Below are 23,459 nucleotides of genomic sequence, written 5' to 3'. Positions count from 1 at the left end.
CGAAATCGCCTACGCGAGACCTTCGACGAACTCGGTGACCTCGGCGGCGAACCGCTCCGGATCCTCCACGAACAACCCGTGCTGCGCGTCGTCCCAGTAGGAGGTGCGCACGTGCGGGGCGGTCTCCGCGATATAGCGGCCACTCTCGATCGGAACCACCGGATCGGCGGTGCCGTGCATGACGAAGACCGGGATGTCGAGGGTGCGCAAGGTGTCGGTGTTGTCGGTGGTGCGGTAGAACAGGGCCTTGCGCACCCGCGGCAGGGTCGCGAGGCTGCCGCCGAACAGGCGCTGCGCGTCCTCGCCCTTGTCCCGGCCGGGTCCGGTGTTGGCATTGCCGAAGGCGGCGAACCCGCGCATGGCGCGCCCGGCGCTGTCCTCGAACACGTCCGGGATGGCCTTCTGCATGGCCGGGCCGGGTTCGGCTCCCGGGACGCCGCGACCGATTCCGGCCAGGGAACCGCTGTAGATCAGGCCCGCGACGGCGGCGGTGCCGTAGGTGGCGACGTAGTCGGTCTGCACGATGCCGCCGTAGGACCAGCCGAGCAGCACCGCGTCCCGCTCGATGCCCTCGCCCGCCAGTACCGCGGCCACGTCGGCGGCCCAGTTCTTCGGATTGTCGTAGCCGCTCTCCGGCGCGCCGGAGTACCCGTGCCCGCGCAGGTCCACGGCGATCACCCGGTACCGCTGCGCCAGCAGGTCACCGGCGCGCCCCCAGCAGCGCAGGTTTCCGGCCCAGCCGTGCAGCAGCACCAGCGGCCGCGCGTCGGCCGGCCCCTCCGCCCGGTACACGATGGTCGTCCCGTCCGCGCTCACCACTTCACGAATCGCCATACCCGTCAGGCTAAACCTTTCCGAGTGGAGCTACCGACCGGAATGTTCCCGATGGGGGCGGCTTAAGCTCGCACTATGAGCAGCACTCGCACCGCCGTCGTCACCGGAGCCAGCTCGGGCATCGGGGAGGCCACCGCCCGCGAACTCGCCAAACAGGGCTACCACGTGTACGTGGGCGCCCGCCGCGTCGATCGGCTGGAGAAACTGGCCGCGGAGATCGGCGGCACCGCCCTGCCCCTGGACGTCACCGACGAGGAATCGGTACGCGCCTTCACCGAGGCGGTCGAAACCGTGGATGTGCTGGTCAACAATGCCGGTGGCGCGAAGGGTTTGGCGACCGTCGCGGACGCGGATCTCGACGACTGGCGCTGGATGTGGGAAACGAATGTGCTGGGCACGCTGCGGGTGACGAAGGCGCTGCTGCCGAAACTCATCGCCTCCGGCGACGGGCTGATCGTCACCATCACCTCGATGGCGGCGTTCCACGCCTACGACAATGGTTCCGGCTACACCTCGGCCAAGCACGCGCAGGCGGTATTGCACCGCACCTTGCGCGGCGAACTCCTCGGCCAGCCGGTCCGGCTCACCGAAATCGCGCCGGGCGCGGTGGAAACCGAATTCTCCCTGGTCCGCTTCAAAGGCGACGAGGAACGGGCCGCCGGTGTCTATCGAGGCATCGATCCGCTTGTCGCCCAGGACATCGCCGAAATCGTCGGCTTCGTGGCCTCGCGCCCGCCGCACGTGAATCTGGACCAGATCATCGTCAAGCCGAGGGATCAGGCCGAGGCGGGCCGTTTCGCGCGCCGTTCCTGACACTCGACCACCCGGAACACGAAAGGGCCGGAACACAAAAGGGCCCGAGCGCGAAAGAGCCCGGAATCGTTCGCCGATTCCGGGCTCCGTTTCGATCCGCCCCTACCTCGTCAGGCGGGAGCGGACGCCAAGCTCGTTTCCGGCCGCACCTCGTCAGGCACGTCGGAATTCATTCGATCAGGGCAGCACCTGCGGCACCGACTGCGGCGACACCGCACCGACCAGCAGGCCGATAATGGTGCCGGTCATCGCGCCGTGCACGGCACCGGCGAGTGCGCAGGCGGGCGCGGCGACGCTACCCGCGCCGGGCACCAGCAGGCAGGCGGCGGCATTCGTGGCGGCCGAACCCACGGCACCGGCGGCCGCACCGGCGGCCGCGCCATTGGCCAGCGGATCGGAGTTCTGCGCATTCGGATCGGTGGCGATCTCGAGCGGAATTCCACCCGAAATCTGCTGCACGGCAACCGGCTCCGGCGCTGCCGTCTCAGCCGACGCCACCCCGGCTCCGGCGAAAATCGCGCTCACCGCGACCGCCCCGATAACAGCCTTGCGACCGGCATTCTTGAAAGCCCGACGGACCATGTCCTAACCCCGTTTCTCCCCGACTCCGAGTGCGAAATGCCTCGGTTTGAATTGAACGTCCAACTTCTATCCGAAGGGTCCGACAAGTTCAAACCTGTTCCAGTTCAATGCCGGGAAGACCGATCGGTCGAGTACATCCGCCGAAACGCTCTGCCCTGCACCGCAAATGGACATTCACGCCAACTCGCACCGCGCCGGTATGACGAAGATCTCATTTGCTCGATCTGGCGAATAACGGTCCGGCGGAAGTGCAATGGTGCGTAGCGAATGTTCCACCCGCCGGAGAGAAGGACGTATGTGCTCACCGCGGATTGTCCGCGCCGCCCATACCGCGGCCGACAGCCCTCGGCTCAGCAGGCGCGCCTGGCTCGGTGCCGCGAGTGCGGGAGCGCTGGCCGCGGTTTCCGCGATCGGCTCCGCTCGAGCGGAGCCGAATTCCTCGGGGCGGGTGGTCGATCTGACGCATGTGCTGACGCCGGAACTCCCCGTCTGGCCCGGAAATCCGCCATTCATCTCGGTGCCGGTGGCATGGCACGACCACGGCGGTTTCGGTCAGAACGCGCTGGCCTACTGGGAACATACGGGCACCCATATCGACGCTCCCCTGCACCGGGTGCGGGACGCGGCGGCCGTGGACCGAATCCCCGCCGACGACCTGGTCGCTCCCCTGGTGGTCGTCGATATCGAGTCGAAGGCATCGACCGACCCCGATGCGGTGCTCACGATTTCCGATATCGAGGAATGGGAGTCGCGTCACGGCCGCATTCCCGACCGCGCCTTCGTCGCGATGCACTCCGGCTGGGAGCAGCGGCTCACCGCACCCGGCTCGTTCCTGAACCTGGATGCCGAAGGTCGCCCGCACGCGCCCGGATTCGACACCGCCGCAGCGGAATTCCTGGTGACCGAGCGCTCCATAGTCGGCGCGGGCGTCGACACCCTGAGCTTGGATCCCGGCGCGAGCCGCGAATTCGGCGCGCACACGGCCTTTCTCGGCGCGGGACGCTACGGCGTCGAAATGCTCGCGAACCTGGCCCGGGTGCCGGTGTCCGGCGCGACCGTCGTCATCGGCGCACCCAAACACGCGGGCGGCACCGGCGGCCCGTGCCGGGTGCTGGCGCTGACCTGATTCGCGTCGTTCCGCTTCGTCAGGCGGGCCGGTCCAGTGAAAGACCGTGCCGGAATACCGTATTCGGATCCCACTCGGCCTTGATCCGCCGCAACCGCTGGTAATTGTCGCCGTAGTAGAGCGTGTACCAGGGCACCCCCGACGTATTCCAGTGCGGATCCGCCAGATCCGCATCCGGATAGTTGATGTACGCACCGCCGTTGGCCGCATCCCGCACCGGCACTCCACCGGTTTCCGCGTACAGCTCCCGATACATCTCCCGCGCCCACGCGACGAATCGCTCGTCATCCCCCGGCGAGCGCCACGCGGCGTGAATCAGCATTTTCATGAACGAGTCCCGCGCCGGGGTAGCCGTCGCATCCGCCGCCACCGCATTGACGGCCCCGCCGACCGGCAGGAATTCCACCTGCGATTCCCCGAGATACCGCACATCGCTGAGATACCGGTACAGCACCCGCAACTGCTCCTCCGAGTACGCCCGCCGCAGATACCCCGACCGCGCCTTCACTCGAAATCCGGGCATCCCCTTGGCGTAATAGGTATTCGCCAGCGTCTCCGCGTACGAGGCCCGCGTCACCGGCAGCACCACCGGCCCCGGCATCACCCCCGCCGACAACGCCGCCACGAACTCGTCGAACATCGCCCCGGCATCCGCCCGATCCCCATCGAGCAATACCAGCACATCCGACCCCACCAGCCCCGGCTTCACATGCAGCGGCGCATACAACCCCGCGAACCGATCCCCCGGTTCCCGATGCTCCTCGAAGAACGCGAGATAGTTCCCCACGAACCGAACGAACGACTCCTCGGTCGCAACAGGCAACACGATCCGCGTAGTCACCATGCTCCCCGGAGCCATCGGCAACGCCCGCCTGGCGTCTCCCCCATCAGCATCCGCCGACCGCATCAAATACCGCGTCACCACCCCGAAATTCCCACCGCCCCCACCGGTATGAGCCCACCACAGATCCCGGTGTGCCCCGTCCCGAGTCGCCACGGTGACGGAAGCCCGCCCACCCGAATCCACGGTGACAACCTCCACCCCGTACAGGTGATCCGACACCAGCCCGAACCGCCGAGACAACGGCCCATACCCACCCCCGGCAATATGCCCACCGGCCCCGACCCCCTGACAGATCCCCGCGGGCACCGTCACACCCCAGCCCCCGAGCAACCGCTCGTAGACATCCCCCAAATCAGCACCGGCACCCACCGAAAACGCCCGATGCTCCTCATCCCAATAAACATCCCGCACCCGCCCCAAGTCGATAATCCCCTGCGTCCCCGGGTTATCCACAAAGTCCTCGAACCCATGCCCACCCGACCGCACGGCCACCCGCAACCCCTCACCGACCGCCCGCTCAACCGCAACCCGCACCTCATCACCACTACTCGGCACGAATATCCTCTCCGGCCGAGCAGTGAACCGCCGGTTATACCCTCGCCCCACCAACCGCCCATACTCGGCATCCCCCACCCCGACCACCCCGGGCTCCCCAGCCCGAGCCACCGAAACCCCCAGCGCCCCAACAGCGGTACCAACAGCAGACGCAGCAAGAAACCGCCGACGAGAAACCGACACGAACCTCTCCCTCCAGGCGACTTCCACACGGTCACCCGGGACAGTAGCGTCAAGCCCACTACTCCACCGCACCGACACGGCACGCCCAGAAAGTGCCCCCGTGCAGCAATCCACAACCGGCCACAGAGTCCTCACACTGTTATGCACACTCGCCGGCACGGTCCTCATAGCACTCGCCGCCGCTTCCACCGGAAACCGCGCACTGTTCCTCGCCGAATCGTCCACCGCACAGGGAACCGTGGTCGGCTTCGCAGGCAGCGCGAGCCGAAGCGGCAAGTCCCTACTGGTCGAATTCACCACGACAAGCGGCAAGCGCATCCGCATCGAAGGCGGAGTCTCCGTGACGTCCCGGGACCACGCACACGGCGACACCGTCACTGTCCGCTACGACCCCCAGCACCCCAACCACGCCCTACTCGACGCAGGCTTCCTCAGCCTCTTCTACCTACAACTCTTCTTCGGCGCCCTCGGCATCGCACTACTGCTCATCGGCTTGCGCTTCATTCTTCTCAGCTGCCGGTAGCGCGGCTTCCCTACGGTTCAACTCGGCGAACAACTTCCGGGATCGTCACGGTCCATTTGTAGGATCTCCAGCGGAGGCAGCTATCGCCCGACTCGTCCGAATACGAACACGCAGCGGTGGCGCGGCAAGCATCGCAAGGAGATGTGTTTGGCGCAATGAGCTTCGAGTGGTGCCCTGGTTGCGCAAGAAAATCAATGTCGATATCAGAGAGTTCGGTGCCACTCCCCATATCGCGGGAACAATCTTCCATGGCCCGTCCGTCGATTGCGGAGGTGGCCGCCATCCTGCTGGGGCGGGAAACAGCGAACGACGCGACACCATCGCGGTGGACGGACAGTGGATGGTGACAGCAGGCGCGTTCTTGCCATCGTCCCCGACTCCGATCGCCGTAACCGCCTCCCAGCGAAACTCCCAATCGCAGTGAGGGGTCATGACCCGGAAACCGTTGGGAGACAGCACCAGTCTCGAATGCCTCTGGTACCAGCACAGCAACGCCAGAGCCGGGAGCAGGAGCACAATCCCCATGCTGCCGGAGACAGCGATCTCGGCCTCCTCAGTGGAAACACCCCACCAGACCATGGCGACAGCCGCCATTAGAAAGCTTCCCACCAACACCACCTGCCCTCGCGGCGGCCGGAGGGTGACAGCGCCCTTCTCACCGGAGGATTCAGCATGTACGGACGGGTGCCGCGGGTTGGCCAAGCGCCAGCTGGCCCCGCCGACCAGACTGAAGGACACGAAAACCAGCACCGCCAACCAGATCCGCCCGCCAGCACTCGATTCGACGGACCTCAACACCACAGCCGGAAGCACGACCGCCAACACCAGCGCCACGACGCTGAAGATCAGCATCCCGATTCCGCAAGGCTCCCGCCAGGCGCAATACCAACGGAAACCAGGTGGCGTTCCCGGGAGACGAGCGTCAGACATCCGTTACCGAATCCCAGAGACCGGCCGCAGAGCCGCATCGGCGGCCACGCCGACAGCGACCGGCAACATAACCCCAAAACCGTTCATGGTCCCTCCCCAATCTGTTGACCGCGCTATGCATCACCCGAGGTATGGGTCGGCTCTCTTTTCAGAGTGATGTTGCAGCCGCAGTCTGACAGTTTCATGTACCGGCAGTCTCTCCAGTTCGTCCGGCCGAACGAATCGAACCTCTGTGGATTCATTGCTGACCGCTATCCGACCTCCGGACACGCGACCGTAGTACGTGATATTGAACTCTTGGCGAATCTCACCGTCGGCATACTCGATGACATGCTCGGGATCCGTATAGATCCCCAGCAGGCCGGTGATCTCGATATCGAGCCCGGTTTCTTCTTTCGTCTCCCGAATCACGCACTGCTCGAGCGTTTCTCCGATATCCATCACCCCACCCGGAAGCGACCAGTTTCCGGAGTCGCTGCGGCGCTGCATCAGAATCGCACCTCGATCATCGACGACCAATGCGGAACCACCCGGAACCAAGCTGTTAGGCTTCGGCGCGTTCGGATCCCGGTAGTAGTCACGCCGTTTGCCCATGAACGGCCCCTTCACTGTAGGGGGCCACGCTGCCCCAGATCTGCTCGACCTGATCGGCGAAAGACGAGAACATGCCGTGCGGCGACAGTTTCCTCAAGTGCAGCGCTGTATGCTGGTAGCCGCGAGCACGGACGAGATACGGCGTGACGATCATCTGGTCATCGAACCGGAACACTGAGTTGTACAAATGCACGGTGTGCAAGCCGATCTCACACCCCGAGGTGTCAGCCAACGCTCCCAGCATGCTCAAAGCGTTACGGATACGCCCGGCCAGAGTTCCGTTCATCTGCTCCAACGCATCCCGCTCGGCTACATGGGCACAATCAGGGTCTGCGAACGCGAGCCGGACGCGAGTGCCGTTCCGACACTTCGCGGCCACGATATCAGCCGCATCTGGCAACAACTCGAATACAAACGGGTAGGCGTAGCCGACGATATCTATCCGATCCTTCGCGCCGAGCAGCAGTGATGTCCACAGATCATTGGGAATGTCGGCCCGATGCGCATACGCGCCGAGCACCTCAGCCGTAGCTGGCGCCCCAACCCCGAGGTCTGTCCGACTCTGAGGCCACAACGTGTACTCGGATTCGTTCAGCACCCGCGCCACTTCGAGGCGAGTCCGTCGATGCGGCACCCGTCCACCCAACCACCGGTTGACCGTCTTCACATCGACACCCACAGCGGCTGCGAGCCCCGCGGAGCCCAATTGTGCTCGCAGCATCGCCGATTCGAGACGCTGGCTCATACCGAAACCATAGTGGACACACGCGGGACGTTTCAGTGGTTCCGGAATGTCCGCGCAAGCGTCCTCGGCGCAGTTCAGGTGTCCGCCGGGCGGTCATACCGTGGGTCCACAGGACACCAAGCCGGCGCAGGCCCCCGTCCCTCGGTCGGCGGTCACCAATGGACGAGGGGAGCAATATGACGAGGCGGATCCGGCTCGGAGAGTTCCCGGATGGAGTGCTCGAGATCAACGCCTACGACGATGACCCGACCGACTGTCATCCCGGCGTCTACTTGGAGAGCCGCCATGCGGACCACAGCGCACAGCGAGGAGCCGAGATGCAGTACAGGCGAACGGCAATCGGGTACCTGCGAACCGATGTATCCGGAATTGCCCGGTTCCACGACGAGAGCCAGATCCGTACGCTGGCCACTCGGCTCGGCTACGACTTCGCCGACATGATCGTCTACGACCCGAAGTTCGGGCGGCCGCCACTGGCCCGGCTGAAAGCACAGGCCACCCGCCTCGCCGCGGAGGCGGTCATCGTCCCCGGGCCAGAGCACTTCGAGTCCGGCCGAGTACCACCGTCGCTGGTCGAAAAGCTGGACGTGATCACAGTGACGCCGGAGACGACCTACACGCGGCGCACTACACCACCGTCGCCGGAACTGCCGCAGGGCAGGGCAAATGGAGCCTGACTGCAAGAAGGGATCTTGAAGCGCCCTTCTTCAACGATGCCGCCGACGCATCTTCGACGACCACCTTGTTCGCTGTAGCTTGCACCACTGCTGCCACCACAATCGGCGATGCAGCCAGCGTTGCCAGCGCATCGGCGGAGGAATCCTCGAAATAGACTCGCTATCCTTCCACCAGACGTCGTGACCGAAGATTATATCTCTTGCCCAATAGGATTCTGGCTCATGATAGATGATATTCTCGCCAGTGAACACTAGGCCGATAAACCTCTCATTGATCCGGGCAATAGCTTCAGACTCAGAGATTTCATAGCTTTCGACCATTTCGCGTATGATTTCGCGAAAATATTCCGCAGCACGTGTGTCTACCCAGAATGCAAAGTCATCACTCACTTCCAGCCTCATCCGCTACGCAACCCGCCCGATAAGACATCGAGCGCGCCAACTGTGTACCATCTAGTCGGATATGCCGCTGTCCTCTCTTACCAAAACACCATACCCCGGCCTGGGATCAACTTCACGGCGCGTCCTCGGCAAATTGACTTCCGTTAGCTTGCCGTCGTAGATCATCCATAAACCGAAGCAGTCGTCCTCTTCGTCCCGAATTAGGACCTGCACCGTCTCCGGCCGAGGCCATGGCAGGCTTTCAAGATGTGCCAGCAATCCTTGCCAGTTGTTCCTATAAAACTGGATAATCCACATATAACATTCATCGGATCCGAATTCATATCCCGCGCCAGAGAATATCGCATCATCGATCGGAATGAATGACTGCTGCCATGGCCGCGATTTATCGGGTTTCGTAAGGCCGTCCATCACAAGCTTTGCGTCACGCGCTAAAACGACGATCTCAGCATACCTGCTCAATATACCCATCTCCTAGCTGCAATCCCAATTGCCGTCAGCGCCGCCCCATCTATAATGCCACACAAGACAGCCCGCCGTCACCTTTAGCCACCAACTCTGTCGAATCCTGTTAGCGGATTAACGATGCGAACTTTTGGATTATCAACAAATGCCTCAGCTACCTTGTTTGCATAGTCATCGGAGGGTGCCACATACACGACCTCCTGCGCTTGATGCTTTCTAGCGAAGGAGAGTTTGTTGTTGATTGTATCGATAGCACTGATATATGCACGCGGCCGACGAGATCGCGTACCCGTAGCGTCAACAGATCGTACGCTGACGATTTTTCCGTCCCTCCATGTAACTCTGATCATGTCAGCCGTTGTGCCCGTAACCGTATCCGCGATCACCGCTTTGGGGATTCCCAAAGAACTCGTAGTGTCAGGATCAGCTTGAAAGTAGTATCGACTTCCTGAACCACTACCGCTATAATATTCTCCCGATTGCTTCAGCTGTTGATTAAGAAAAGGAAGGGCAGCCTGCGCATCGTCATTATCCCCTTTGGTTCCAACCTTATGCGGAACTCCCCGCTCATCTACGAAATATTTAGCACCTTCTATATTTCGCTCCTTCAGCGGTTGCAGCAAACGGGGGTCTGATAATTCAACCCTGACAACAGGCTTACCGTCAGGCTTGAAGTAGTCAGGATGGCCATCGGCGGCCCGTTGTTCAGGCCCTCTACCACCACCCTGAACTCTGCTGTTATTTCCACGCGGGGCCTCCATGTTGAATCGGGTGGCACCGAACCGGCCGGGAGCAGGGAGACGATTCGGACCTCCGGCTAGCAATGGGTTCCGCACAAAGACCGCTGCTATTTCTTGCAGAACCAATGCTGTTGTCGCAGCAAGATCGTCTGCCTTACTGAGAAGCCGCCGAGGCAGTTGCCTGACCGATTCGAACCCGTTGCGAGCGAAGTTCGGTACCCATCGGCCTGGAGCGTGCTGTAACTGTGGAAGTACCGCTCTAGGATTGGGTGGGCGCAGATCCCCGGGTATTCCGGCGTTGCCCGGCGTCGGATCGGGAACCCGAGGCTGGCGTGGGCCAGCAGAGCCCGCTGGTGGCTTTGACGGCACGGGCAGGACGGGATTTGGTAGGTCTCCGCGGGACGGCGGTGCCACACTTGGGCCACCAAAACCGGATTGTTGACGTCCAACGAACTCGTCGACTTCATCGACGAGGCGTTGGGCTTGGAGTTGGTTGCTCACTCGCGCCGCGTCCGCGGCGCTGTCAGCGCCCTCGATCAGTGCTCGCGCTTCCGGACCCAGCCGTCGAATCCCTCGCAGGAACCAGGCCCCGCCGGCGGCAATCGCAGTGTCGGGGCCGGGGATCGTGGTGACGATGTTGAAGCCGAGTTCCGCTGCCGCCCTTGCGGCCTCGGCGGCGCTGTGGCCACCTTCCCCACGTTTGTACTCCCATAGCACCACGGCGGGGTTGACGAACATGTCGTCGACCGCGCCGTAGACGCTGTTGGAGATATCAGCCTGCCATTGGTTGATGTTGAACGGCCTGGACGGAGCTGGTGCGGAATCGACAGGCTCGGTCGCGGGCGGTGCGTACTTGGGTGGTTGGGTGGGGTCGAGTAGGACCGGGAGGTCCTTCACGGCGTTGACATGCTCTCGGACAGCCGGATCCAGCCATGAGATTCCTGCCGCTTGCAGGCGCAGCATCGCTTGCTGCTGCCTGAGCATCTCCTCGACGGTGTAGGTGCCGCGCATGGCCCACTGCAGGTCATAGAGCTGCTCGATAGGCGTGTAGCGCGCCTTGTCGATCCGCATCCATGCCCGGTCGTAGGCGCTCAGTCCGTTGCCGATGTACGGCCCCAACATCGGTCCCTGGCGCACCAGGTCGGCGTCGGCGGCTAGGTCCTGTTCGGTATAGGCGGTACCTGTCAGGAAGATCGTCCTCGGATTCGCTACCAGGTCCGGCAGTGCAGCCGTCGAAGCCGTGCCGGGATCCTCGGGGTTCGCCGCATGCTGGACTAGCAGATCGTCGGTCCGACTCGCGGGTGTTTGCGAGATCTGTGGCTGTCGGGGCGGTGTCGCATCCGGCGTAGGTATGAACGGCGCCATCTGCGTTCCCGGCGTTCCCGCAGTGCTGTCCGGGTCATAGAGCTGTTCGAAGACAGTCGGCCCGGTGCTGGCGGGAGCCGAATTCGCCGGTGTGTCTGTCTCCGACGGCTGCCGCCTCGGCGGAGCGGGTGTCGGTGCGACCGCATTCGGTGGGGTCTCCCCGTCGGGTTGCGGCGTCCGAACAGGGATCGGGCCTTGCTCGCCGCCCGGTGCATACGGGTCGTATGGCTTCGCGATCTGCTGTGCCGAGGGAATTGATCGTGCAGCGGAAGCTACGGGTGTGGTGGCTTGAAGGTCCTCGGCGGCCAGTATTCGAGCGAGCTTTTGTGCCGCACGCTCCGGGTTCATTCCCGTATAGGCGTGTACGCGCCCACGGGGCTGCGCCGAGTCACGGCTTTCAACGGCCGCCAGCGGAGTCAGTGAGTCCAGCCAATCCGCGCGTCGCTTCCAATCGATCCCTGGCGCGCTCATGGGTGGACGCCGCCCACGTCGCGACCGACTTCGATGGCTTTGTTCTCGGACATCCGAAGGAGACCTTCCAGGGAAATGGCATGAAAAAGTCCCGGCCACTCGGGCTCGGGACTGATGAAATAAAAAGCGCGGGAGGGCAACTCACGCCCACCCGCGCTGTGCGCCGCATCGGGTCGTTACGACCGGATGCGAGGCCGGAGTGTTCAGGATGTGGGGGCGAGGCTGGAGTTCGGTGGGTAGTCGCCCGAGACGAAACCCTCTGTGCTGATCCAGAAGAAGACGTCGTTGTTGATGAACGGAACCGCGCCCGGGATACCGGAGAGGCTGGGGATCGGGTTGCCTTCGATATCCGTGCTGGGGTAGGAACCCGTGCGGATCAGGGCGGTTCGCTCGCCGTAGTACCAGTCGGGTACACGCCAGTAGGTGTGGAAGTAGTTCGGGTCCGGGGAACCACCCGGGATGCCGAGGGTGGCACGTTTGGCCCAGGTGAGCTCGGCGCCATTGGGGATCTGGATGGTCGACCACTCGGTGCTGCGCCATACGCCGACATGAATGATTTCGGTCATTTCGGGACTCCTGATGAAGAAGGGCGGTGCTCCGGTCCGGAGCACCGCCCTAGTGGGTCATCGCGACACGAGACGTCTACGACTTGTGCGCGCTTCCAGCGGATTTCACGATCTTTCGACCGCGATTGACTCGTTTGACGAGACGCGCTGTCTGCGCCTCGCTCATGTTGTTGAAGTTGAACACCCGGTTCGGGCCGGTGTCGGCGGAACTACCGGCACTGACGTTTCCGGGGGTCCAGCTGGGTATGTGCTGTCGACTAGGGTTCGGCATGGCTGCTACTCCTGCCGTTCCAGTCGGTCCAGCCGGGCTCGAATGTCGGCCAGCGCGTCCACCACGGTGTGGTTGTCCAGCTGCGGCCAGCCGCCGTACTGTCCGGCGTCGCGCTGGGCGAGGCCGCACAGTTGTTCGCGAATGTCTTTGACATCGTTGCCGATCGGGCCGCAGAACGCGGCGATGAAGTCCTTGATCTGGCTGACTTCCGCTGCGGTCATCGGTGCGTCCTTTCCGTCGATGAGGGCCTGGACATCGCGGCGGAACACCGTCATATCGATGCCAGCCGGGTCAATTTTTCCTTCGCGGCTGTATTCGCGATGGGCCACGCAATCGGCGGCGGTGCGTCCGATGCGGGCCAGGATGGCGGCACAGCCGCGCTTGTAGGCGTCGAGTTGCGCCGGGGTCCAATCGGTTCCGTCGCCGCGTGATACGGCCTCGATGCCGATGACGTGATAGTTGGCATTGTCGGTGGGCCAACCGGGCCAGGAGCCGCGGCCGGCGTGCCAGCACACGCCCGCCGCGATCACCCGGTAGGTGCCGTCACGTTCCAGAACCAGCTGGGCCAGTGGGCCTTCCAGGTCGGGACGGCCGTACTGCACGATTCGCCAGTCGTTCTCGCCACCGCCCGCCGTGTGATGGCAGAGCACGCCGCGCAGGTCGCGGAAGTCTCCGTGCCCGCGGTCGCGCCAGCCGTCGTGTTCGATCACCCGCAGTCCGGCGGCGCGGAGCACGTCCGCGAGCCAGATCGGATCTCCGCTCCATGACATGGCCGCGCCGACTTACGTGATGCGGACGTGCGAGCCCGCGGCCGAGATCGTGCTCTCCCACCCGGAAAGCTGCGCGGTGCCGAATGCCTGCACGGTGACCACATCGCCTTCGCTGAGAGCGACCGTGGCCGAGGCCGTCAGCGTCCCGGACGCGCCGATCAGCTGTTGTCCGGTGGCGACCACGGTGCCGTTCACCAGAATGCGCGCCTGCTGCGTGGGACCGGTCCCACTGGCACCTGAGAAGGCCAGGGTGGCGTTCACGCTGGCATTCGGATTGCTGCCCTGTGCGCGCAGACCGTTGCCCGAGAGGGTGGATCCGGGGTAGTTGCCGGTATCGGCGGTCCAGCCGGTGATCTCGGCCCAGCTGCCCGTCAGCTTCTGGGTGCCGTTCTTGTTCATGCCCGACGGCTGGAAGGACTCTCCCCCGGTGACGACGATCATCGGCATCAGGACGTCACCCCCTTCAGGCTCACCTGCAGCCCCTTGCCCGCGGGGCTGTCGGCGGTGGTGATGTACACCGTCAGTCGGTCACCGACGGCGAGGGCCCAGGGCGCGCCGGTGGTGACCACGGTGTCGCCGGCGTGGCCGGCGGCGGCGATGGTGGCGGCGCTACCGGGAATGGTCGTACCGTTCTTCCGCAGTTCGACGACCAGGTTGCCGGTGCCCGCGGTCTCACCGCGATAGGTGATCGAGGTGATGTTGATCGGCCGCTCGATGCGCAGGCCCTCCGGCATCACATTGCCCGCACCCGAGACCCGGGTCCCGGTGTGGGACTTGAAGGCGATGTCGTACGCCTGCCCCGCGGCGGTGGGCACGCGGGCGTCGGTGAGGCGGGAGTCGTCGGCGGCGATGGTGCCGAGCGTCGTGCGGGCGGCGGCGGCGTCGCTCGCGGTGAGCAATGCTCGGCCGGTCGCCGTGGAGTCGGAGATCTGGTTCGCCGGATGCGTATGCGGCAGCGGCGTTCTGGGATCGTTCAGCCGAGGATCGTCACCGGCGACCGCGGTGGTCGCGGTGGCACCGATGGTCGGCGGGAAGGTCGCCGGCTTGCCGGTGATGCCGGACCATTCGGTGGTACCGGCCGGGCCGCGAATGACGATGCCCTGGCCGTCCGGGGTCCAGCCGCCCGCAGCCGCGTGGTAGACGTACAGCAGCCCGTCGGCGGTGACTACGAACTGCGCACCCTCCTCCGGGGACGCGGGCAGCTCACCGTAGGTGGCGACCTGCCCGTCGATCTGGATGCCCTCGCCCCGCTCACCGCGCACGACGGCATTGCCGGGGCTGGCGGGCACCGGTGCGACCAGGGTCAGGTCGACCAGACCCGACGAGCCCGCGTCCGGGTTCTCCGGGTCGGGCCCCGCCACATACTCGGTGACGGCGAAGCTGAACGACTCCATGGGAATCTGGCGGCCGTCATAGTTCAGGTTGAACGACACCCGCCAGGTCCAGTCCGTCGGATTGGTCGCCGCTCCGGGTGCGACCAGCCGCACGCCGCGCTTACCGCGCCAGGTGAGGTAGCCGAACTCGTCCAGCTGGCATTCGTAGTGCTCGGGCAGCTGCACGTAGGTGGCGGGTGCGGGTTCGGCGCCACCGACGAGGATCTTGGGAGCGTCGGCGGTGAAGGTGAGGGTGCCGCGTAGCGGCAGGAATTCGGGCAGGTCGCCGATGTCCGGTCCGTCGGCGACGTTCGCGAGGAAGCGTCCGACAACCTTTCCGTACTTCAGCGGAGGCAGTTCGGCCATGGGTCAGTCCTTTCGGGCGGGAGGCAGCCGGAATCGACGCACCGGCTCTGAGATGAGCGGCTCGTGAGCCGAGCCGCGGGAATCCGTGTGTGCTACACGGGCTGGGCGTAGACGATCACCTGCGCGTCGCTGGTGCGGACGGAGTAGCGGCCGGTACCGAGCGTCCGGCGCACGCTGACGTAGAGCGTGACGGTCTGATTGGCCGGAACGACGCCGATGGCCGAATCGGGTGTCAGCGGGTAGTCGGCTTCCGGCGCGATGAGGGCGAGGGCGAAGATCGGCGACGACGAGCCGTGCCCACGCGCCACCAGTTCGCCTTCCGGAGAGCCGATTCGGACCTCGATATCACAGCGGGTGGTGGGCTGCCCCTTGTCGGTACCGATACTGATCCAGCCTTCGACGACTGGTCGCCACGACATCGGCTGGCTCGGAATAGTGATGGCGGCAATGGTTTTCGTCGCATCGGTGAGACTGGTGCCGCCGTTGATCTGGCCCTGTCCGATCGCCCACGGTCCGTTCAGGCGCGGACTCGGTACCGGCTGGAACTTGCCGAGATCGGCGTTCCACGACAGGACGTAGTCCTGCCCGAGCGGATGCTCCACGTCGATCGAGACATCCGCCGCGTCCTGAATGCGGCCCGCCGCACCCGGCTCACCGACCGGACCGGTTTCGCCGCGCGGGAAGGTGATCTCCAAGTGCTGTTCGGGTGCGATCCCGGTGAGCCGCGCGGTCGCGGCGGAACCCACCGGCCCCGCCACCGCCGAGCCGGTCAACCGGTTCGTACGCCCCCGCGCGCCAGGCTTGCCGAAGGCCTGGTCGAACGCGATGAACTCGAGCCCGGTCCAGTAGTAGACGGCATTCTCCGCCACGACTCGCCATGCCTTGCGCGCATCGGCCGTCGTGAGCCGCAATGTCTGTAGAGCGGTGAAATCGTCGACGTCACCCTGCCATTCCCATGGCCACGCGGGTGCGCCATCCGGCCCGACCGGCCCGGTCGGGCCCTGGCGCAGTTCGACGAGCATCTCGCGGTCGACGTGCTCGATCGGGTTGACGGTGTGCGGCAGTCCGACCGAATCGGCGATACCGCGCATGGTGATCATGACATCGTCGTCGTAGACGGTGTTCGGGTTTTCGGTCACTGTGTCACTCCGTAGTCGTGGTGACCGGGCGGGCCCAGCAGGTGATCTGAGCGCCGGCCATGAAGTAGTGGTAATTGGAGCTGCCCGCCGCCCGTCGCAGTACGACATGAAGGACCGCGGGCTGCCCGGCGGGAACGACTCCCACCGCACTGTCGGGCGTGATCCGGGCCCCGAAATAGGGCTGGAAGCGGCAGTGCACGTCGATGCCCGCACCGACACCGGTTCCCAGGGCGAGGATCTGTCCACTTGCGGAATCCAGCCGCACCTCGGCGTCGATGCGTTCGTCGAATGTGGTGCTGTCGTCGGTACTTTGGACGGTGACGCCGCCGTGCACGATCGGCCGCCAATCGGTGTCCTGCGCCGGAACATTCAGGCGTGCCACCGTATTCGGGGACGTGGAGGTGTTGCTCTGCGAGGGAGCGAAACCGGCCCCACCGTCCCATGCGGTGCCCTCGACGATGGACCAGGGTCCGCGGATACCGGGATAGGCGCGCGGAACCCACTTGCCGAGTGCCGTATTCCACACCGGTACGGCTCCGTCGACATGCGCGACATCGGCGTAGTCGGGCGCGTTGCGAATCGGCCCCGGGCCACCCGCCGGCCCCTGACTTCCCTGCACGCCGCGCGGAATCGTCAGGTCCAGACGGAGATTGGGCGGGGTACCGGTAATGGTGGCCTGTAGATCGGATCCGGCCGGGCCGGTATCGACGGTGCCGAGGGTCACCGTGCAGGTATCACCATCGGGCCCTGCAGCTCCGAACGCCTCGGTGAAGGTATCGAAGCCGGTACCGTTCCAGAAGACCAGCGAGTCCCCTGCCAGGACACGCCACGCCTTACCTGCCTGTGCCGGACCTAGTTTCGATGCCAGCGCGGTCAGAGCGGCCTGGTCTGCGATATCGCCTTCCCAGCGGAAGGCAGGGCACGGCTCGCCCTCCGGCCCCGCCGGACCGACGGTGCCGGTCATGAGTTCGAGCGAGCCGTCGCTCGGTGTGCTCTGCAGGGATTGCACCACACCCGGCCCACCGATTCCCTCATCGATACCGCGAATGAGTGTTGATCGGAAATATTCACCAACGGTTGACATATGACCTCGTTCAGATGGGCTGGGCGTAGACGACCAGCGATGCGTTCGCGCGCTTGTACCCGATGCTCCCGCTGCCGTTCCCGCCACGTTCGGCCGTAACGACCAGATTGGCTGGCTGACCGGCCGGGACCACCGCGAAGGTGGAGGACGGCGACAGGGTCTTGGTCGTCTGTTCGTCGCGGTAGGTGGGAATGATCGGCTGGTACCAGTAGGCGCCGGAAGTACCGACGGTGGCGGCCGCGACCTGGCCCTGCGAGTGATGAATCCGCACCATGCCCCGCACATACTGGGAGCCGGTGACCTGCGAGGACAGCAGCATGTGTCCGTAGACGACCGGTCGCCACGCGAAGGATTGCGCCGGCACGGTGAAGGTTCCGGCGATCAACTGGGGCACCGACGCGGCCTGGTCCGCCGCGAAGTCCTCGTTGAACCACGCCCAGGGGCCGACGGCCATCGGTAGAGGCTGCGGCCGGAACATTCGGGTCGCCGGGTGGTAGGCGAAGGCGCCTCCCGGCACAGGGACGAGCGACTGGTCGAAGTCCGGCGATGCGTTGATCGCGCCGGACGCTCCCGCCGGTCCCTTGGCTCCCGGCTCACCGGCCGGTGCGGTCACCCGCAACAGCTGGTCGCCGGAACCTTCGAACTCCGCGGCCGGCTGAGTGAGCGCCTGCTTGTGCATAGTCACCGCCGTGACCGTATTCGCCGCGGCTACAGGACCTTTCGGTCCGACAGCATCCGGTGAATGCCGCCACGCCGTGCCGGTCCACACATCCATGCCATTGGTGTCGAGCCGATGCCACCACTTGCCGCGATCGGCCACGTCGAGACCACTCGGCCGCTCCGCAGCGGTGGCGATCTCCCCCATCTTGCGGAAGGTGGAGCGGGGGCGGCCCTGCCGCCCCCGCTCCCCGGCTGGGCCCTGGGGTAGTTCGAGCCCAGCTACCTCGTCGGCCACGGCGATGTTCGCCTCGAGAATCGGCAGCCCATCCACGTCCAGCTGCCGCTGCACGGTGAGATGGGCGGGAAAACTGATGTCCGCCATAGTGTTTCCTCCAGCGGGATTAGAAGATGAGCAGATCCAGGTCCGCGCCGACATCGGTGGACAGATCCTTGATGGCGGCGGCGAAGCGGCCGAGCCGCTGCCATGCCTTGACGATCGAGTCCTCCTCGTCGGAGCCGTCACCGACGGTGATCTGCCAGACGGCCGGGGTTTCGCGGTTGTCGGAGAAGGTCAGTTCGGTCACGTAGTCGGTGAAGACGTACTCACCGAGCTGGAAGCCGATCTGGTCGCCGAGCCCGAAGTCGCGCCCGAGCAGATAGGGGGCGTTGTCCTCGATGGTCACCTTGTGGCTGGTGTAGCCGCGGGTCAGGTGCAGACCCTGACGACCGGCGACCAGGCCGTCCAGGTTGAACGCCTTGTCGCTGCCGGTGATGTACAGCTCGCGGAAGGCGTACGGCCCGGCGCGCTCGACCCGCTCCATGTCCCGGTACACCATCCAGGCGAGGAAGACGTCGTTGAGCTGGCCGCGATAGAGGAAGTCCAGACCGATCAGGGACAGCAGGCCCTTGATCACCACCTCGATTCCGGCGTTGACCCATCCGGGCGAGCGGCCACCGATGATCACGTCGGTCGCGGTCGGCTTGTGCAGCGCGACCTCGGATGCGCCGATGCCGGAATACTCGCCCTCGAAGTACCACACCCACGGGAAGTTCTTGAAGGTGCCGAACTTGCCCGGCTGCCCGTACACGGCCTCGTATTCCGTGGTGGAATCGAAGCGCGGATACCGGACCGGCGTGGTGCCGTCGTCGGCGAATTCCTCGATCCACGACTGGATTCCGTCCAGCAGCGTGCCGGTGCTACCGGTGACGCCCGACTTGTCGATGGTCTCGAGTACCACGGTCGGCTTCTCGAGGTGGAACCATTCCGGGGCGGGCTGCTCGTCTTCGCCCGGCAGGAAGAACCGTGCGGTGAGCATGACGCCCGAGTCCTCCAGCATAGGCTGGAACAGCTTGTCCGCCATATCGAATCGAGCGGACGCCGCGCTCCAGCGGCTGGTGTCCTGCAACGGGTCGACCGGCACCACCGCGATCGGGAACAGCGTGTTGCCGACACCGTTCCACTCCGGCGATTCGATGCGATCCGGCGGCTGCCAACCCGGTGCCTGCAACCGCATCAGGTTCATGGTCAGGTAGGTGGTGACCAATGAGCGAACCGGCCCGAACAGGATATGGTGCCGCGGGAACTGCGCGAGCACCGGCGCGAAAGGCGATGCCCAGCAGCAGATGGTGGCGACGTGGTTCCAGGCGTGGATGGCCTCGATGTCGACGGTTTCGACGCCGTTCTCGTCGCGCACGATCGACGCTTTGGTGACGTAGCCATCCCAGCGGAACCCCTTGGTGTTCACGGTGATCGGGATGGTGGCGTCCGCGCCGTCCTCCTTGTTGCCGAACAGGTGATCGAAGTGGGTCATATCCCGCGGGCAGATCATCTTCAGGCCGCCCGCCGCGTTGCGCGGATAGGTGAATTCGAGCGACAGGTAGCTGTGCTCCTCACCCACCTCCCGCATGTACTTGTCCCAGAAGCGAACCAGCACATCTGGGTTGCGCGCCTGCTCCTGATCCGCGCGGAATGTCTCGTCCATCCGCCGCACTTCGGTGTGCGGATCCCAGGTTCCGGCGCTCATCAGAACGGCCTCGAGGATCGCGGCGTCACGGTGGCGACGATGCTGGATTCGATCGTGCCGCCGTCCACCTGCACCGTGATATCGGTGGCCGACCAGGGCGACATCGATTGCAGCCAGCGGCGGCCCGCGAGCTGCGCCCAGACATTGCGGCCCTGCGTATCCGAGTCGGTGTACAGGCGCGCCGTCCGGTGGCGTGGATGCGTGTCGATCCGCAGGGTCTCGTTCGCACCCAATCGAGGTGTCTGCACCATCCGCACCTCATCACCCGCGACGGGGTCCAGAATCGACCACCTGCCCGGGCCGTTCATCGTGTAGCGCGGCCACGCCGGTTGGTCGGCGGCGTTGCGGATGCGCACGATGCCTTCATTGAGGCCGGAGGTGTTGGTCCAGACCGAGTTCTCGTCGAAGTGGTGTTCCAGCGGGTCCATGGCGGTGGCCGACATCTTGTACACGGCCATCGCATTGCGCGCCGGATCGACATCACCGACGGGCTCCGGAGCCGCGTCCAACTGGGCCTGCTGGAATCGCCAGCCCTGGTGGCGGGTGTAGTAGCCGACGGTCACCGGCTTGTCGGTCGACCATCCCCGGAACCAGGCGTCGTGCACGGCGTGGAAGTCCCGGATCGGATCCACGCCACCGGCTTTCGCCGCGCCGGACACGACGACCAGGAAATCCCATTCCTTCTTCGACCGGACCGATCGAATGAAGGTCGCGCCGTCCTGACGCGCACCTTCCGAGACGAGCAGCTGCACCGGCGCGAACATGTACCCGGCCTGCTGTGACAGCCGCACACCCTCACGGCCGGAATTGGTGCCGGACAGATGCCACACCCGGCCGTTGACATCCCACAGCACGACCTTCGTGCCGTGGGTTTCCAAAAGTTGGTGGGTCATCGCCCGAAACCTCCTCCGCGTTGCTGCGCCAGAGCCCGGCGCCGGCGTACCCGCTCCACCGCGATGGACGCGCTCTTGGGGTCTGTGCCGTTGAAGTTGTAGATATCGACGCGGGCGGTGTGTCCGCCCGGGCCTTCCGCCAGATCGGTGAGACCGAAACCGGTGCCGACCAGTTCCTTCACCGCGTAGCCCGCCCACTCGATGGGGCGGGTGAATTGATCGCCGATCATGCCGCCGACCATCGAACCCAGCATCTGGCCGATGACGGGGCCGAGTGGGGCGGCCGGGCCCAGGAAGGGCGCGATGAGGGTGCCTGCCGTGCTGCCGATCAGGCCGCCCACGGACGAGGCCGCGCTGGAGATCGCTCCGGTGAGGCCGCGGAGCAGGCCGCCCTGTTGCAGGCCCTGGATGCCGGAGGACAGGGCGTTGAGGCCGATCTGCTGCGGGATGTCCGGCTGTGGCACTCCCCCGGAACCTTGCTGTCCGGTTGGGCTCCACGGAATACCGGTGGCTTGGCTCAGCAAATAGCCGATCGTGTTGGTCCAGTCGCCATTCGGATCGGCGTCGGCGTACGCCTGCCCGATCGGCGCGGTGAGAAGCGCCGCGAGATCGCCCAGTGCCTTGGGAGCATTCGCTCCCAGAATCGGCGAGAGCAGGGTTCCGAGATCGCTGCCGACCTTCCTCGATGCCAGTTGCAGCAGGCCCTTGAAGTCGCCTTCGTACTGGTTGTACGGATACGACTCGCGGGCAAGCGTTTTCGGCCCGTTTCCGGTAAGCGCGCCGAACCAGTCGACGCCTTCGAACGAATCCAACAGGGGCGGAGCGATGCCGTCCTTGTCCGGCATCATGTCCACGATCTGGGTGCCCGCCGGAGGCGCGACGGTGCGCACGCCCGAGTCGGTCGGCGTCACATACGCCCACCCGCCGGTCAGTCCCTTCTCCGGATCGCTGGGCAGATACACCCAGCGAGAGCCCTCCCCGGCCGCGTCATAGACACCGCTGGCAGCCGCGGGTCCGGCCCCACCCACGATGCTGCCGCCACCGTTCGTGGGCAGTCCCGCGCCGGACCCCACGGTGGGCGTTCCGTCCGCGTTGGTCGTCGCACCCGTACCGCCGCCTCCGGTGCCGGGCTGTCCCGGAATCTCGGTCTGCAGGCTCATCGACGCGGTGAGCTCACCGCCGAACTGCGACCCGATCAGCCGCCCCAGCTGCTCGCCGATCTCCGGCACCAGCTGCCCGGAAGGCCCCAGCGCCGGTGCGATGATCGCTCCCAGGGCAGCACCGACCCGGCTCCCGGCTTCCGCTGCGGCTCCGGCGATTCCGGAACTCAGCGCATGGGAAAGCGCGCTCAGCTCTGCGTTCCCGCCGCCCATGCTGCCGCCGCCGAGACCGGGCAGTCCGAGGCCCGCCAGCGCGCCGAGCATTCCGGACGGCTTGGCCTGCATCGAAGCGGTCAGCGGCAGCGGTGACCCCGGCGCGGTCGAGCTCGGCGGTGTCTGCACCGGAGGGTTGGCGGTGCGCTGCGCCTGGTCGCTCAGCGGACCGCCGGACTGGAAGAGCGGGGCCAGCGCCGACCCCAGCGCGGACCCGGCCCAGCCGGCAGCGTTCACCGCGGCCGCACCGGCGTTGCCGAGCATGTCAGCGATCACGCCCTGGCCGAGCAGTCCGCGCCACTGTTCGAGAGTCGGTGTGGTGGCGACGGTTTCGGGCAGCGGCGAGGTGAACCCCTCCAGCATTCCGGTGAGGAACTGCGCCGACGGCACCCAGCCCGCGTTGATCGCGTCCAGCAGCGACAGCGTGTTCGCCGCCGCCTCGGCATTGACCACGTACTCGCCACGGGATGCGAGCAGCGGCACATCGTCGGCGGAGGAGGGACCCAATCCGGGGATCAGGCCGCTGATGAAATCGCCGGGCCGGTGCACCAGGCCGCCGCGTGCACGGCGGACCGGCGTCTCGTCCGAGTCCGGATCATGCTGCTCGACCGCATCGTCCCCGCCGGAGCCGCCGCGTTTCTTGGCGGGATTGAGCAGCGTGGCCTTGGAGCTGAACTTGATGATCCGGGTTTCGGTCTCCCCGTCCTCGGGCGCGGGCAGCCCGCGCAGGAGATTTCGCGTCTCGGCGGCCACCCGGTCGGTGACGAAGTTCGGTACGTGCCCGAGCACTTCCTCGAAAGCGCGGGCCAGAGCTCCGAACGGGCCGGACCGGCCGACCAGTGCGTTCGGTGCCCCGGAATCGTTGTCCGAGACCAGAATCGGGTCCTCGTCGGGCAGGGTGATGAGCGAGGTCCCCGCGACGGGTCCTCCCTCCCAGACCGCGCCGCTGGGCAGCGTGATCCGCTTCCCGGGTGCGGGCTGCCCATTGGTTGTCATCGCAAGAATGTCCGGCAGTGTCATTGCCGGTGGGCGTTGCTTGTCCACAATTGCATTCACTTTCTGGGCCGATTGCGCCCGCACCCGGCCACCGG

Annotated in this window: 23 protein-coding genes and 1 pseudogene; 4 read left to right on the top strand and 20 right to left on the bottom strand. The window is 65.4% G+C overall.

The genetic code is table 11. From position 1 onward, the window contains the following. Positions 1–9: 9 nt before the first annotated feature. Positions 10–834, bottom strand: coding sequence for an alpha/beta fold hydrolase (locus FOH10_RS34445; protein WP_143983755.1), 825 nt, complete (start codon positions 832–834; stop codon positions 10–12). A gap of 75 nt (positions 835–909) precedes the next feature. Between FOH10_RS34445 and FOH10_RS34440 the strand changes: the two genes are divergently transcribed. Next, on the top strand, positions 910–1,647 hold the full coding sequence (locus FOH10_RS34440; protein WP_143983754.1) for an SDR family NAD(P)-dependent oxidoreductase: 738 nt from the start codon (positions 910–912) through the stop codon (positions 1,645–1,647). 177 nt (positions 1,648–1,824) lie between these two features. On the opposite strand, the gene FOH10_RS34435 is transcribed toward FOH10_RS34440, so the two are convergent. Continuing rightward, a complete protein-coding gene (locus FOH10_RS34435) occupies positions 1,825–2,229 on the bottom strand; it encodes a hypothetical protein (RefSeq protein ID WP_143983753.1) in 405 nt (134 codons plus the stop codon). 295 nt (positions 2,230–2,524) lie between these two features. Here FOH10_RS34435 and FOH10_RS34430 point away from each other — a divergent pair, with 295 nt between their 5' ends. Continuing rightward, the gene (locus FOH10_RS34430) at positions 2,525–3,355 is read left to right on the top strand and encodes a cyclase family protein (protein WP_143983752.1); all 831 of its coding nucleotides are present in this window, start codon (positions 2,525–2,527) and stop codon (positions 3,353–3,355) included. A 19-nt stretch (positions 3,356–3,374) separates the two neighbouring features. On the opposite strand, the gene FOH10_RS36010 is transcribed toward FOH10_RS34430, so the two are convergent. Further along, a complete protein-coding gene (locus tag FOH10_RS36010) occupies positions 3,375–4,142 on the bottom strand; it encodes a BBE domain-containing protein (protein ID WP_244962159.1) in 768 nt (255 codons plus the stop codon). 294 nt (positions 4,143–4,436) lie between these two features. After that, a pseudogene (locus FOH10_RS36005) lies at positions 4,437–5,105 on the bottom strand (FAD-binding protein); the annotation flags it as partial. Between FOH10_RS36005 and FOH10_RS34420 the strand changes: the two are divergent. Continuing rightward, positions 5,038–5,460, top strand: coding sequence for a DUF3592 domain-containing protein (locus tag FOH10_RS34420; RefSeq protein ID WP_143983750.1), 423 nt, complete (start codon positions 5,038–5,040; stop codon positions 5,458–5,460). The pseudogene FOH10_RS36005 and the gene FOH10_RS34420 overlap by 68 nt on opposite strands. 45 nt (positions 5,461–5,505) lie before the next feature. On the opposite strand, the gene FOH10_RS34415 is transcribed toward FOH10_RS34420, so the two are convergent. From FOH10_RS34415 to FOH10_RS34405, 3 genes are all read right to left on the bottom strand, one after another. After that, a complete protein-coding gene (locus FOH10_RS34415) occupies positions 5,506–6,312 on the bottom strand; it encodes a hypothetical protein (RefSeq protein WP_143983749.1) in 807 nt (268 codons plus the stop codon). A gap of 198 nt (positions 6,313–6,510) precedes the next feature. After that, the gene (locus tag FOH10_RS34410; protein WP_143983748.1) at positions 6,511–6,984 is read right to left on the bottom strand and encodes an NUDIX domain-containing protein; all 474 of its coding nucleotides are present in this window, start codon (positions 6,982–6,984) and stop codon (positions 6,511–6,513) included. Next, complete coding sequence (locus FOH10_RS34405) at positions 6,968–7,729, bottom strand: XRE family transcriptional regulator (RefSeq protein WP_143983747.1); 762 nt, start codon at positions 7,727–7,729, stop codon at positions 6,968–6,970. Before FOH10_RS34405 ends, FOH10_RS34410 begins: the two co-directional genes overlap by 17 nt. Before the next feature lie 158 nt (positions 7,730–7,887). On the opposite strand from FOH10_RS34405, the gene FOH10_RS34400 reads away from it, so the two are divergent. Next, positions 7,888–8,406: a hypothetical protein gene (locus FOH10_RS34400; protein ID WP_244961495.1), complete on the top strand. Its 519-nt coding sequence runs from the start codon at positions 7,888–7,890 to the stop codon at positions 8,404–8,406. Positions 8,407–8,436: 30 nt separating this feature from the next. Here the strand turns inward: FOH10_RS34400 and FOH10_RS34395 are convergent, their stop codons facing one another. The 13 genes from FOH10_RS34395 to FOH10_RS34335 all read right to left on the bottom strand — a co-directional run bounded on the left by FOH10_RS34395 (position 8,437) and on the right by FOH10_RS34335 (position 23,364). Beyond that, positions 8,437–8,796, bottom strand: coding sequence for a hypothetical protein (locus FOH10_RS34395; protein WP_143983746.1), 360 nt, complete (start codon positions 8,794–8,796; stop codon positions 8,437–8,439). 63 nt (positions 8,797–8,859) lie between these two features. Beyond that, on the bottom strand, positions 8,860–9,279 hold the full coding sequence (locus tag FOH10_RS34390) for a hypothetical protein (protein WP_143983745.1): 420 nt from the start codon (positions 9,277–9,279) through the stop codon (positions 8,860–8,862). A gap of 74 nt (positions 9,280–9,353) precedes the next feature. Further along, a complete protein-coding gene (locus tag FOH10_RS34385) occupies positions 9,354–11,378 on the bottom strand; it encodes a hypothetical protein (protein ID WP_143983744.1) in 2,025 nt (674 codons plus the stop codon). A gap of 674 nt (positions 11,379–12,052) precedes the next feature. After that, entirely contained in the window at positions 12,053–12,415 is a 363-nt protein-coding gene (locus FOH10_RS34380) for a hypothetical protein (RefSeq protein ID WP_143983743.1), read from the bottom strand. Positions 12,416–12,691: 276 nt separating this feature from the next. Next, complete coding sequence (locus tag FOH10_RS34375; protein WP_143983742.1) at positions 12,692–13,456, bottom strand: peptidoglycan recognition protein family protein; 765 nt, start codon at positions 13,454–13,456, stop codon at positions 12,692–12,694. A gap of 12 nt (positions 13,457–13,468) precedes the next feature. Then, positions 13,469–13,903 carry a hypothetical protein gene (locus FOH10_RS34370; RefSeq protein ID WP_143983741.1) on the bottom strand — a complete coding sequence of 145 codons (435 nt, stop codon included), beginning with the start codon at positions 13,901–13,903 and terminating at the stop codon, positions 13,469–13,471. Then, positions 13,903–15,195 carry a hypothetical protein gene (locus tag FOH10_RS34365; RefSeq protein WP_143983740.1) on the bottom strand — a complete coding sequence of 431 codons (1,293 nt, stop codon included), beginning with the start codon at positions 15,193–15,195 and terminating at the stop codon, positions 13,903–13,905. Before FOH10_RS34365 ends, FOH10_RS34370 begins: the two co-directional genes overlap by 1 nt. A gap of 92 nt (positions 15,196–15,287) precedes the next feature. After that, complete coding sequence (locus FOH10_RS34360) at positions 15,288–16,334, bottom strand: hypothetical protein (RefSeq protein WP_143983739.1); 1,047 nt, start codon at positions 16,332–16,334, stop codon at positions 15,288–15,290. Between the two features lie 4 nt (positions 16,335–16,338). After that, the gene (locus tag FOH10_RS34355) at positions 16,339–17,346 is read right to left on the bottom strand and encodes a hypothetical protein (protein WP_143983738.1); all 1,008 of its coding nucleotides are present in this window, start codon (positions 17,344–17,346) and stop codon (positions 16,339–16,341) included. Positions 17,347–17,428: 82 nt separating this feature from the next. Continuing rightward, positions 17,429–18,460: a hypothetical protein gene (locus tag FOH10_RS34350; protein ID WP_143983737.1), complete on the bottom strand. Its 1,032-nt coding sequence runs from the start codon at positions 18,458–18,460 to the stop codon at positions 17,429–17,431. 19 nt (positions 18,461–18,479) lie between these two features. Then, on the bottom strand, positions 18,480–20,102 hold the full coding sequence (locus FOH10_RS34345; protein ID WP_244961494.1) for a Gp37-like protein: 1,623 nt from the start codon (positions 20,100–20,102) through the stop codon (positions 18,480–18,482). Next, the gene (locus tag FOH10_RS34340; RefSeq protein WP_221937907.1) at positions 20,102–20,995 is read right to left on the bottom strand and encodes a phage tail protein; all 894 of its coding nucleotides are present in this window, start codon (positions 20,993–20,995) and stop codon (positions 20,102–20,104) included. The genes FOH10_RS34345 and FOH10_RS34340 overlap by 1 nt, the downstream gene beginning before the upstream one ends. Beyond that, complete coding sequence (locus tag FOH10_RS34335; protein ID WP_143983736.1) at positions 20,992–23,364, bottom strand: hypothetical protein; 2,373 nt, start codon at positions 23,362–23,364, stop codon at positions 20,992–20,994. The genes FOH10_RS34340 and FOH10_RS34335 overlap by 4 nt, the downstream gene beginning before the upstream one ends. Positions 23,365–23,459: the final 95 nt, after the last annotated feature.

It is taken from the genome of Nocardia otitidiscaviarum, from assembly GCF_007362295.1.
GTDB classification, from domain to species: domain Bacteria; phylum Actinomycetota; class Actinomycetes; order Mycobacteriales; family Mycobacteriaceae; genus Nocardia; species Nocardia otitidiscaviarum.
This window is presented reverse-complemented; position numbering and strand designations above follow the sequence as displayed.